This window comes from Pseudoalteromonas luteoviolacea CPMOR-1, assembly GCF_001625685.1.
In the GTDB taxonomy this organism is placed as follows: domain Bacteria; phylum Pseudomonadota; class Gammaproteobacteria; order Enterobacterales; family Alteromonadaceae; genus Pseudoalteromonas; species Pseudoalteromonas luteoviolacea_K.
In genome coordinates this window covers 67,626-79,467 of the sequence record NZ_AUYC01000084.1, presented here as the reverse complement: position 1 = coordinate 79,467, position 11,842 = coordinate 67,626, and the positions used below count along the sequence as shown (strand labels likewise).

General features: G+C 43.8%; 10 protein-coding genes. 1 reads left to right on the top strand and 9 read right to left on the bottom strand.

Going from position 1 to position 11,842, the window contains the following annotated elements; all coding sequences use genetic code 11:
- The 6 genes from rng to N473_RS23455 form a co-directional block, all read right to left on the bottom strand.
- Positions 1–1,473 (bottom strand): ribonuclease G, encoded by a 1,473-nt coding sequence (rng, locus tag N473_RS23480; protein ID WP_039608153.1) that lies wholly within the window; start codon positions 1,471–1,473, stop codon positions 1–3.
- The gene (locus tag N473_RS23475; RefSeq protein ID WP_063370065.1) at positions 1,466–2,044 is read right to left on the bottom strand and encodes a Maf family protein; all 579 of its coding nucleotides are present in this window, start codon (positions 2,042–2,044) and stop codon (positions 1,466–1,468) included. The genes rng and N473_RS23475 overlap by 8 nt, the downstream gene beginning before the upstream one ends.
- Positions 2,044–2,520 (bottom strand): rod shape-determining protein MreD, encoded by a 477-nt coding sequence (gene mreD, locus N473_RS23470; protein ID WP_039608151.1) that lies wholly within the window; start codon positions 2,518–2,520, stop codon positions 2,044–2,046. Before mreD ends, N473_RS23475 begins: the two co-directional genes overlap by 1 nt.
- Positions 2,510–3,352: a rod shape-determining protein MreC gene (mreC, locus tag N473_RS23465; RefSeq protein ID WP_063370064.1), complete on the bottom strand. Its 843-nt coding sequence runs from the start codon at positions 3,350–3,352 to the stop codon at positions 2,510–2,512. Before mreC ends, mreD begins: the two co-directional genes overlap by 11 nt.
- Entirely contained in the window at positions 3,352–4,395 is a 1,044-nt protein-coding gene (locus N473_RS23460) for a rod shape-determining protein (RefSeq protein WP_010376642.1), read from the bottom strand. Before N473_RS23460 ends, mreC begins: the two co-directional genes overlap by 1 nt.
- Positions 4,396–4,525: 130 nt before the next feature.
- Complete coding sequence (locus N473_RS23455; RefSeq protein WP_063370063.1) at positions 4,526–6,538, bottom strand: SUMF1/EgtB/PvdO family nonheme iron enzyme; 2,013 nt, start codon at positions 6,536–6,538, stop codon at positions 4,526–4,528.
- Positions 6,539–6,749: 211 nt separating this feature from the next.
- Here N473_RS23455 and N473_RS23450 point away from each other — a divergent pair, with 211 nt between their 5' ends.
- Positions 6,750–7,652: a 1-aminocyclopropane-1-carboxylate deaminase/D-cysteine desulfhydrase gene (locus tag N473_RS23450; protein ID WP_063370062.1), complete on the top strand. Its 903-nt coding sequence runs from the start codon at positions 6,750–6,752 to the stop codon at positions 7,650–7,652.
- On the opposite strand, the gene N473_RS23445 is transcribed toward N473_RS23450, so the two are convergent.
- The 3 genes from N473_RS23445 to N473_RS23430 form a co-directional block, all read right to left on the bottom strand.
- Complete coding sequence (locus tag N473_RS23445) at positions 7,644–9,194, bottom strand: EAL domain-containing protein (RefSeq protein ID WP_196766469.1); 1,551 nt, start codon at positions 9,192–9,194, stop codon at positions 7,644–7,646. The two genes, N473_RS23450 and N473_RS23445, sit on opposite strands and share 9 nt — an antisense overlap.
- Positions 9,195–9,677: 483 nt before the next feature.
- Positions 9,678–10,475 (bottom strand): formyltransferase family protein, encoded by a 798-nt coding sequence (locus N473_RS23435; protein ID WP_063370059.1) that lies wholly within the window; start codon positions 10,473–10,475, stop codon positions 9,678–9,680.
- A complete protein-coding gene (locus N473_RS23430; RefSeq protein ID WP_063370058.1) occupies positions 10,472–11,809 on the bottom strand; it encodes a DUF4910 domain-containing protein in 1,338 nt (445 codons plus the stop codon). The genes N473_RS23435 and N473_RS23430 overlap by 4 nt, the downstream gene beginning before the upstream one ends.
- Between the last annotated feature and the right edge of the window lie 33 nt (positions 11,810–11,842).

The window sequence follows — 11,842 nt, the reverse complement described above, 5'->3', positions numbered from 1 at the left end:
CTACATCATTACCACATCAAACTGCTCTTGGCTGTACAAGTTTTCAGTTTGGATACTCACTTGTTTCCCGATAAACAATTCAAGCTCAGCCAAATTGTGATATTCATCATTCACCAAAGCTTCGCTCACTGCCGCTGACGCATATACCATAAATTTGTCTGCTTCATATGCACGATTTACCCGCACAATTTCACGCAAGATCTCATAACAGACCGTTTCAACTGTTTTCAACGATCCTCTGCCAGAGCATGAAGGGCAGACATCACATAAGATGTGCTCTAAACTTTCTCTGGTGCGTTTTCGCGTCATTTCTACCAGACCAAGTGCTGACAAACCATTAATATTCGCTTTAGCACGATCTTTTGCCAATGCCGCTTCCAAAGAATGTAGCACCCGGCGCTTATGTTCATCTGAAACCATATCAATAAAGTCAATTATGATAATACCGCCAAGATTCCTTAACCTAAGCTGACGCGCAATGGCCGACGTTGCTTCCACATTGGTATTAAAAATGGTTTCTTCTAAATTTCTATGGCCAACAAAAGCCCCAGTATTGACATCTACTGTTGTCATGGCTTCTGTTTGATCAATGATTAAGTAGCCACCTGATTTAAGCTCAACCTTACGATGCAATGCCTTTTGTATTTCAGCTTCAACATCAAAAAGATCGAAAATAGGTCGCTCTCCAGGGTAGTATTCAAGCGTTTCAGAAAGCTGAGGGACAAATTCTTCGGTAAATGTCTTTAATTGTTGATAAGTAAGCTTAGAGTCAACTCGAATGCGCTCCATATCTTCGCCGACATAATCTCGTAACGTACGAAAAGCGAGCGTTAAATCTTCATGTAAGATGCTCGCCTTACTGGTTTTCCTACGTTTGCTGATAATTTTTTGCCACAGTTTTTTTAAAAACTCAGCATCGTGCTTTAATTCAGCCTCCGCAGCGCCTTCCGCGGCAGTACGGACGATAAAACCACCATTTTCATCATTATATTCAGCAACAATATGCTTTAGTCTATCGCGTTCTTCCTCTGTTTCTATTCTTTGGCTCACACCCACATGTGTCGCATCTGGCATAAAAACCAAATAACGTGACGGGATAGTAATATCTGTGGTTAAACGTGCACCTTTGGTGCCGATAGGATCTTTTACAACTTGCACCATAATGAATTGGCCCTGTTTAACCAACTCTCTAATGTCCTGCACTTTTTTAATCGGCTGATCGTCGACTGCCTCTTCAATAGACGCACTACTTACGATATCTGAGGCATGCAAGAAAGCCGCTTTCTCTAATCCAATATCAACGAATGCAGCCTGCATGCCAGGCAGTACTCGACTTACTTTGCCTAAATAAATATTGCCGACAATGCCCAAGTTGCCTACCCGTTCGACTTGAACTTCTTGCAGTACACCATTTTCAATTAGTGCGACGCGACTTTCACTGGGTGTCACATTGATCAATAATTCGCTACTCATCTCGGCCCGCCATAAATGCTTGAATTAATTCGTCTGTTTCATATAAAGGTAGTCCGACTACTGCAAAATAACTACCTTTGAGTTGTGTTACAAATCGCCCACCTAGGCCTTGAATACCATAACCGCCCGCTTTATCTTGAGGCTCTCCACTCAACCAATACTGTTCAATCTCATCATCTGACAGCACTTTAAATGTCACATCGGTCACCACCGTCTGGCTTACAACCTTTTCACTATTTGCTAATGCAATTGCCGTCATAACCTGATGTGTCTTGCCCGATAACCTTGCCATCATCGACAAAAAATCTTCCTTATTGACCGGTTTACCGAGTGCTTTGCCTTCTGCCACAACAATCGTATCGCTGCCTAACACGGGACGATCTTCTTGTCCGATCCCGACTCCTGTTTGTGCCTTTAAACGAGCAAGTCGTTCCACCAATGCCTTTGGCTGTTCATTTGGCAGCGCGCGCTCGTCTGCATCGACAGAGAATTGTTCAAATACATAACCAAGTTGACTCAGTAGCGCTTTACGGCGTGGTGAAGCCGATGCTAAATATAGTTTTACTGCCATTAACGGATCCTAAAGTGTCTACGATACTTTCTGAGTAAGAGAAATATCCAAGGCCAACACAGCATGCCCACCAGTGCTGGCCATAAATATGCAGGGTTAAAGTAAATGTCTAACAAGAAGTGGTTTAACCAAAACTGCAATAAGTGGTAAAGCGCTAAAAACAAGCCTATTAACATCGCTTGCTGCCACAATGAAAAATTCCTTAACTTCTGAAAATTACTGACTGTAATGTAAATACATACAGAATAAGTCAACGAATTAATTCCCAGAGGCGAGCCCACCGCCAAATCCATGATCAAGCCTGTACACCACGCCCAGCCAATATTTACTCGATGGGGTAGTGCAATAGACCAATACATCAATACCAATAGGACCCAATCCGGCCTAAAAGGTTCTAAAGAAAAAGGTAATGGCATCAACGCCATGATAAGTGCGAGAAATACGCTGAAGGTGATAAAAGAAAAACTACGACTCATTGTTAACCTCTGCGCTGCTTTCTCCTAAAATAACTAATAGCCTGATCCTATCAAGCTGCGCGATTGGCTCAGCGTATACCTTGGCAAAAGGGAGTCCTTCATCTCGATCAATTTCAGTCACCACCGCAACCGGATAGCCTTCAGGGAAACGACTCCCAAGCCCTGAAGTAACCAAAATATCTCCGATACGAATATCTAAGCTATGCGATACGTGAGCGAGCTGAACTAGGTTAATTTTACCAATCCCTTCTACCACCATACTGACATCATTTCTTAATATTCTAACCGGTGTAGCATGTGTGGTGTCAGTCATCAAAAGGACACGAGAAGTCGTTGTGCCAACATGTGTGAGTTGGCCGACCAAACCCAGTTCGTCAATCACCGCTTGACCCTCTGAAACACCATCAATAGTGCCTTTATTCACGACAATTTGATGGTTATAACGATTGGATCGCACCGATAGCACTTGCGCTATTTGACGGCTTTGAGATTGGCGGGAAGATGCGCCTAATAGCGCTCGTAGCTCACTGTTTTCTTTGAGTAAGAATTGATATTGTTGAAGCTGCTCGCTTTGTAGTAATTGCTTCGCTCTAAGCAGTTCATTCTCGCTGAGCAATCTATCACGTGTATGCAAAGTCTGTGCACCAACGTTAAACAGTTCATAAGGGACATTTGCAGCGTATAGTACCGGACTGACGAGCGTATTGAGGGTCGTTCTAACAAAGGTGCCACCAGAGGTATATCTGTCACCAATGATTAAGACAATACTAAGCACAACTGCGACAGTAAGTCGCAGTTGTAAAGATATGCTTCGGACAAACAGTAAATTCATCAGTCGTAACTAAATACATCGCCACCGTGCATGTCTATCATCTCTAGCGCTTTACCACCACCGCGTGCAACACACGTCAATGGATCGTCTGCGACCACAACAGGGATCCCTGTTTCTTCCATTAATAATCGATCTAAGTCTTTTAACAGTGCACCGCCACCTGTCAACACCATACCGTGTGCGGAGATATCAGATGCCAATTCTGGTGGTGATTGCTCAAGCGCCACCATAACAGCACTCACGATCCCCATAAGAGGCTCTTGTAACGCTTCAAGGATTTCATGAGAGTTCAATGTAAATGAACGTGGTACACCTTCGGCTAAGTTACGCCCACGAACCTCAATTTCAATGGGTGTTTCACTCTTAAATGCAGAGCCTATCTCATGCTTAATATGTTCTGCTGTCGCCTCACCAATTAAACTACCGAAGTTACGTCTTACATAATTAATAATAGCTTCATCGAACTTATCACCACCGATGCGAACAGATGATGAGTAAACCACACCATTAAGGGAAATAATCGCAACCTCAGTCGTACCACCACCGATATCGACAACCATCGAACCCGTCGCTTCAGAGACAGGTAAACCCGCACCAATTGCCGCAGCCATTGGCTCTTCAATCAAATACACTTCACGTGCGCCAGCACCCATTGCCGACTCACGGATCGCACGCTTTTCAACCTGGGTAGCGCCACATGGCACACAGATTAATACGCGCGGGCTTGGACGCATGAAGTTATTGTTGTGGACTTGCTTGATGAAATGCTGAAGCATTTTTTCAGTCACGTAGAAGTCTGCAATTACGCCATCTTTCATCGGCCTAATCGCTTTTATATTGCCTGGCGTTCTACCCAGCATTTGCTTTGCAGCTGTACCTACAGAAGCAACACTTTTCGGGCCACCTGCTCTCTCCTGGCGAATCGCTACCACTGAAGGCTCATTGAGTACGATGCCTTCTTCTTTTACATAAATCAGTGTATTCGCCGTGCCTAAATCAATAGACAGGTCATTTGAAAATAATCCACGTAGTTTTTTAAACATGAGGCTGGGTAACCTTAAAGAATTCTTTTAATCACCAAACCGCAGTAACTGTCGCTGCGGCTGAAATATTTAAGTATACAAAGTACTAACTGCACTTTAACTGAATGCGCCCAACAGGACGCATTGTAATTTATCTCTCTCGAACTAATCTAAAACCAATATAATTAGCTCTAAAATCAGGCGCTAACGCTAAGCGAGTGGATACTCTAGCTAAACTAGGTGCAAAGTTCCACGCACCTCCGCGCACCGTGACATCATCTTGAGAAGCACGCTTTTGCGTCCACTCCCACACGTTGCCAACGGTATCATACAAACCATAGTTATTTGGTGAAAATTCACCTACTGGTGATGGGCTTTTGTTTGACCACTCACTGCCACACCATCCACAGTTTGCCAACCCTCGACCAATTTCATTGCCCCAAGGGTATTCTGAACTGGTGCCCGCTCGAGCCGCATATTCCCACTCAACTTCATTGGGCAAACGATATTGGATCCCTTGCTCTGCAGACAACCAGTTTGCATATGCTTTAGCATCTTCATAAGTCACACACACCACTGGAAAGTTTTCAGCTTGCTCAAAACCTGGCTTACTCCAGTTATATTCGCTTTCCCAAATCGGCTCACCATTTTTATAGTGTGCACAGCCCGTCCCTTTTTCAGCTTCGGTTTGATAGCCCGTGCTTATAATGAACTGCCTGAATTCTGCAACCGTCACTTCATTGCTTTGCATGGCATATGAATGACTCAATACTTTCTCGACAACCGGGCGCTCATTGGCAAGACCATTTCCCGTTAAATCTCCCATTTGGAATGAACCTGCAGGGATGATCACCACTTTATTTTCAACCAAGTTGGGCGTCACTGCCTTTTGCACAGCGACTTTTCGCTCAACTTGCTCTCTTTTCGGTGTCGGTGCAGCAATCGACTCAGGCTTTTTTATCAGCTTGGCGTTTATCGTTCGTGCGCGACGCACGTCAACTCTCGCCTTGTAAGACTCGTATCCAAGCTTTCGGATTTCAATATCGTAAGAGCCTAAAGGCACACTCACCACAAGCTTAGTCGAACCATAACTCACACCATCAATAAAGACTTCGTCATCATACACATTTGACCTTAGAGTAAGATCGACTTGTCTATCCTGTGGTGATTGCTGAATAATTTGAGATTTGATTTCCGTTTTCGGCTGCATTGCCGTCACGCTAGGTACGCTCGGCGTCGGTTTATCTAGTTCATCTTTAAACGTCAGCTGACTGTCACTGAATGTCGTTGGATAGCTTGCTTGATAGCCCACCGAAAGTGGCGTGCCATATTCACTACAAAAACGGTTATCCAACGCAAGTAGACCACACAAACGACTGTTATTGACATCGCCTCGCATCGTCACACTTAAGTTAACACTGTAGTTACCTTGACCACTAAATGCACTGCCAATCACGTGACTACTCACGACCTGCACTTGTGCCCCAGCCAAATGACGTTTTGGCTCAACTGCTCGCTGCTCTGTTAAGTTTGCAAATATTTGATCGATAAAGCGTTTGGTTGCTTTTTGCAAACCCAGTTGCTGACCTCTTTGCTCACAAGCCGCTAACGTTTCAGTCCGCTTACAATTAATTGTATGCTCAACCTCCAGGGTGCCCTCTCGGGTAAATTCATTGCGAAGTCGCTCAACGCGCGCAGTGCTGAGTTGGTCTTTTAAACTCGCGAGCGTATTAACAAGTGTGTGCTTGCTAATACGGATCTGCTCAATATCCTTGCGGTGCGATGCTATGGCCGCTAATTGCATCGCTATGTCTTCTTTATTCGCTTTATGATCAGCAACAGACTGCTGGTATCGCATCTGTGCCGATGAAATATCAATAGACGGATCGTCGATAAGCCGACGATACAAATCATTCATGGCATCGAGTGCCTGATTTTTTTCTTTATCCAGTTCCGTCGAGTTACTCCTCAACAGTTCTAGTTGCGATTGTAAACGGGCTTCTTCAGCCACGTGCTTGTCTAATATCTGAGTATATCTATCTAACTCAGCTTGTTTCTCGGAGCGCTCTGACTCGATAGCTGTCACAGTCGCAGTATCTTGTGCCCAAACACTTACAGACAATAAGGCGGCAGAGACAAAAAGAGATAAAGGAGCAATTCGCATATATTCCATTCCCAACAGCGGCAGTTGTTTTGGTCTTTGTTATTTTTGATGTTTTAATGCTCAATGCTATGTAGTTACAATGTAAAACACAAGCCTTGCACAATTAATATCTGAGTTTACAACTATTAGTCACGTACTTACCAGTGTTCTGAGCACATTTTCATGAAATAATAACTTCAAAGCGTGTATTTACAGATAAATCGAAAATCTAATGAAGACTTCAAGCCACTTAGAATCACCTCTTCAGACCATTAAGCACCCGTTACTAACAGCCAAAAAAATCCAGCTGCAAGTAAAGAGAGATGATTTACTGCACCCAAGTGTGCAGGGTAATAAATGGAGAAAGCTCAAATACAACCTCATAGCGCTAAAGCGTCAGCAATCTCAGTGTTTACTCACATTTGGTGGGGCATTTTCAAATCACCTCTATGCCACCGCCATGGCGAGTAAACTATTTCATATTCCAGCACACTTTATTGTCAGAGGCCCACACCTTGACTTGAGTAACCCGACAATACGCTTTGCTAAAGCGTGCAAGGTTAATCTACACCCAGTAACTAGAATTGAGTATAGACAACGCCATGATGTACATTATCTCGAACAGCTAAAGCGTCAATTTCCCTCAGCTTTCATTATCCCAGAAGGAGGGAGTAACCAGTTTGCATTGCAGGGGTGTAAAGAGTTGGCGCAATCGCTTCCATCGAGTGACTATCTCTGTTGTGCAGTGGGGAGTGGTGGAACGCTCGCGGGCATTTTACAAGGCGTGCACAAGACCACGAAGGTACTGGGGTTTGCGGTACTAAAAAATGCTGAATATTTAAATGAAGAGGTAACGACGCTCAATCCAAGCGCTCTAAAGCTGAACAACTGGCAAATCCTCACTCAATTCCATGGCGGCGGATACGGCAAGTTTTCAGCACCAATTTGGGACTTTTGCCAAACCATGAAACGTGATCACCATTTGCCACTGGAGCCTATCTACACGGGTAAAATGATGCATGGTCTATGGCAAATGATTGAACAGGACCAGTTCCCACAGCACAGTCGCATTATTGCCATCCACACAGGAGGCTTACAAGGTCTAGATGGCCTTCGCTATCGACACTTAATTTAAGCTGTTTTCAAGCTCAAGTAAGGGCGCGCTGAAAAAGTAGCCTTGCGCGCCATCCACACCTAAGCGCTGAATACAGTTAAATTCATCTTGGGTTTCTACACCCACCGCATAGACTGGGATTTGAAGCTTTTTAGCTTGCCCAACAATTTGTTTAACCACAGCTCGACGTTTTGCACAGCCATTGATGCCATGAATTAACTCAAATGCCAGCTTAATACCAATGACATTATGTAGTTGCTGTAATTGGACCACATCTAACGGCTTATTCACATGATCAAGCACAACGTTCGTGCCAAGTGGTGCCAATGAGCAAAAAAATTGTTCAAAATAACTTTTATGCTGATAGTAATCGCTGATCATCAACTCTAACGTCACATCACTCGCACGGCCAGAGTCCCTTAACACCCCTATCAACCAGTTTAGAAAAACGCTATTTGACCAATTCACAACGTGCAAATTAACACTGACCGAAAACCCCTTCGGTTCTTTAGACAAGACTTTTAAAGCCTGCATCACAATGGCTTTGTCCAATTCCACTAAGTGTTGATTATGGTGAATTTTATGAATAAATTGTCCCGCAGTGATCAGCCCCAGCGTTTTATGGCGTACTCGCAATAAGGCTTCGCTTTGGATCACATCTTGTGATTTGAAATCAAATAAAGGCTGGCAAAATAACACAAACCTACCAGCTCTAATGTCTTGCATAATATGAGTTTCTGCATCCAATAGACTTTCCGCAAGGGTATGGTTGAGCGGTAACATATGAATATGCTGCCACACATGGTTTTGCGCGATACTCAAAGACGATCTAGCAATCTGATAGACTTGAGTTTGGTCAGCTCCCTCACCATAGAAACATGCACCACACTTCAAAGCACTACGAGACAAGTCTCCTCGAAAGGCCAAGAGCGCCTGGTAGACGACTTCGTGTAAGCGTTTAATTGTCTGCTCGACTTCATCTTTGCACACGTCACTGAGCGTGACAGTCAAGGTGCCTGACGATAAATACTTTGCTGAGCAATATTTATATTTGTTAAAGCATTTAGCTAATGTAACGCTAAAATGGCTTTGGGGTTCTATATGTTTGGGGAGCTCACATCGCCATTTAAACATAGCAAATACTGTAACTTGCTTATCTGTCGTGACGTGTTGCACATCAGTTGAGAGCTCTTTGTCTATCAGTTTTTGTCCACCACTGAATGACGCAGCACGCCTACGGTCTGCTCGTCTATTACCGCGTTTTGCGTACAACAGCCAAGCCCCAACGGCAATGCACATTAACATGGCATTAAGCCACAACGCCCATGTAATCCCATTATTCACAATGTCTGTCGGATGCAAGACCAGTGCATCTTCTCCCATTTTAAAATGATAGGGTGATGAAAGCCACGCTGTTACTGCATCGCTGCTGGGAAAAACACTAAATCCAAATTGCTTAACTAGCGCGTTGAGTTCATGAGAAGAAATAGGAACAATATAGTAGGATAGCTGCGTATCTAAGCGTAGGGCTTGCTCGTCGATCCACCCACTCGTTAATTGCACTATTGATAAATTACAAATAAAAAAAAGAACACACCACGCAACTAAAAACACGTACTCTCGTTTAACTGTGTGTTTTGCAAGTGCGAAGTGGAGCATAATAAGGCAGCCATTAAGTAGTCTGATTAAAGTTTTGTTCAATCTAATACAAAACTCAAGGACACCAGATTAAGATTCCTAAAAGCTGCTGATCTTGCGGATATTATTTTTTTCGCAAATGCCTGAGTAAAATCTCTCCCCTGAAAACGATTAGCGATCAGCTTACCTTGCATAAATTCACTTAACCATATTTTCAATATGGTTAAGTAGTGGGCAGAGCTCGCTTCGCTCATTTCCCATCTCAAATGACTATGCCACCAGAGCAACATTCGTGAACAAAGTGCTCGCTTTAACTGCCTAGTGTTAATTAGCACCCAAACAAAGCGCGTCATTTGACGATTTACATGACAGGCGTAAGCAACGCTCTGTTATGTTCACCGAGATACTTTAAAACTGTCGGTGTAGTTTTAACTCACTTTTACCAAGTCTGCCATCAAGGTAATGATCAACAATATCGTCATTGTAAAATTGATAAATGAGCTTTAAATGCTCTGGACGCCACTGACTGCCAAGCCAAAGTTTACCTGTCGTAGCATGCGCTAGCTTGGTAATCGAATCTGCTCCCTGTTCGTACAACATGCCTACCAGTTGAGGCAGCTCATCACCGATTTTTAACACCGCTCTCGCCGCTAATTGATGAAGACCATCTCCTCTGTGCAGCGGTGCGACACATTGATGAACAACGGCCCCTGCGTCTAAGTCTTGAGTTAACTCATGTACAGTCATACCCGTCTTGTGTGGCTCAAGCATGTAACTTGGCCAGAAATGTGTAATTGCTCCTCGGTACCACGGGGACAAGCCACCATGAATATTCCATTTTTCACCTGTGGCGCACGCCAATGTATCATCACTCAACATGTGGCAACCATAGGTGATTAACAAGTCGGGGTCGGTGGCTTCTATATGCTGTTTAACATACTCAGTATTGAGCGCTTGCACATCAATATTGACCGTTTCCACATCAGGCCATTGTAGCGCCCCAAACATCTCAAATTCTGCCTCTTCTCGCTTAGCAAAATGCTCGCGAAATAATGACTTTAGTTGAGCGTCAATGTCTTCAGGCGGCGCAGGTAAATGCGCCTCTCGTTGCTCAATAATCAACTTTTTTAATTTACCTGTAGCTGCCAAACATCGTGCTATGTAAGCATGCCTCGGGTGATTACCAGTGATAAAAACGATACTCATAACACTTCTCCAGTATTAAACTCAATCAGCCGATGTTGTTCTAACTCATCAATCACAGATTCCAATGAGGCCAACTCTAACCCCAATGACTGTGCAATGTTCACCATCGCTTTAGTACCATCAGACTCACTTAATATGGTCAAAATAGCGTTCAACTTTGTGCGACCATCCACCAAACTGTCACTAGATTTATCAGCATGAGCAAGAGTATTCATATTTGGATAGAGGTTTCGTTTCCCAAGCTGTGGTTCACCAAATGGACTTTGATTAACGGCATTCCCCGCAATTTCCCCCAACTTTAAATATTGCTCAATCTCATCGATTGACTGAATGATACGTGTCATGTCCATCGCACCTTTATCATCCAAAGAAGTATGGTATGGCACCTCAGTAACATTCAACGAACGACTGACTTGGGCAACCGGTAAATTAAACCCTGGTGCGCAATACTGGCGTTCGTCAGAGCCATGTAATGGCGTAAACTCAACAAAGCGAAGGCTACCTGATTCGCTTAACTGCCTAGCAAGTTGATCAAAAACGCTGTCACCTCTGCGGCTCGCTTTATACCTTAACGAGTCGACATCACCGCCCATACAAGTGAGGATCAAACCCGCTTCTAAGTTTTCAGCGAGTGATTGATAGTGTTTGTGTAAAAAGCATAATGAACCAATAGTTTCTGGATTCAGTAAAAACCGGTAGGAAAAACGCCGTTTTGGCCATCGCTTGATCCGATTATATAAACCAAGTAAAACCAGTGGTCCACTAAGTTCATTGTTAGCAAGCGAGGGGTGGCAAAGATAGCTGCTGAGCAAGACTTCTTTATGGCTTTGACCCTCCAGCAGCGTTTGCGCAAATGGCACTCCCCCCTCAGGATCAAATTCAGATTCTATCAAAACTCGGTAACGCCCCTGCTGTAATGCTTGTCTGTCTTTATCTTTAAGACAAAACCCCCATGTTCTTTGGTAATAACTTGTCACGTAAGGAATAGCATCTGGCATCGTTGGTAAACTATGTAAATGCGGCTGTAACTCTTCTAATGTTAGGTGTTTATCGACGGGCTCAGAATAACTAACAACATGTAAATTATTGATATTAGTGTCACAGATCACCTCTCCGTTAGGCCCCCAAAGTCGTGCACGTCGGAAGTTCCATTGGGCAGGCACAACCCAGTCAAAAACCTGAGTGCCACTTTTTACTTTATCGAACGTCAATGGCATATATCTACCTATGATGTCCATAGATGCTTCTATACCATGGCCAGTGATGGATCTGCAGAGCGGGAACAGTTCATCAAACAAACTATCAAGTAGCTTATATTCACTGTCTTGAGTCATCTCATTCCTTTATTGTCTTATTTTAATCGCGAT

Bases quoted from the DNA above. Each gene is read 5' to 3' on its own strand.
- N473_RS23455 (WP_063370063.1), bottom strand. From the start codon at position 6,538: ATGCGAATTGCTCCTTTATCTCTTTTTGTCTCTGCCGCCTTATTGTCT.
- N473_RS23435 (WP_063370059.1), bottom strand. From the start codon at position 10,475: ATGAGTATCGTTTTTATCACTGGTAATCACCCGAGGCATGCTTACATA.
- mreC (WP_063370064.1), bottom strand. From the start codon at position 3,352: ATGAATTTACTGTTTGTCCGAAGCATATCTTTACAACTGCGACTTACT.
- N473_RS23460 (WP_010376642.1), bottom strand. From the start codon at position 4,395: ATGTTTAAAAAACTACGTGGATTATTTTCAAATGACCTGTCTATTGAT.
- N473_RS23450 (WP_063370062.1), top strand. From the start codon at position 6,750: ATGAAGACTTCAAGCCACTTAGAATCACCTCTTCAGACCATTAAGCAC.
- N473_RS23475 (WP_063370065.1), bottom strand. From the start codon at position 2,044: ATGGCAGTAAAACTATATTTAGCATCGGCTTCACCACGCCGTAAAGCG.
- N473_RS23430 (WP_063370058.1), bottom strand. From the start codon at position 11,809: ATGACTCAAGACAGTGAATATAAGCTACTTGATAGTTTGTTTGATGAA.
- mreD (WP_039608151.1), bottom strand. From the start codon at position 2,520: ATGAGTCGTAGTTTTTCTTTTATCACCTTCAGCGTATTTCTCGCACTT.
- rng (WP_039608153.1), bottom strand. From the start codon at position 1,473: ATGAGTAGCGAATTATTGATCAATGTGACACCCAGTGAAAGTCGCGTC.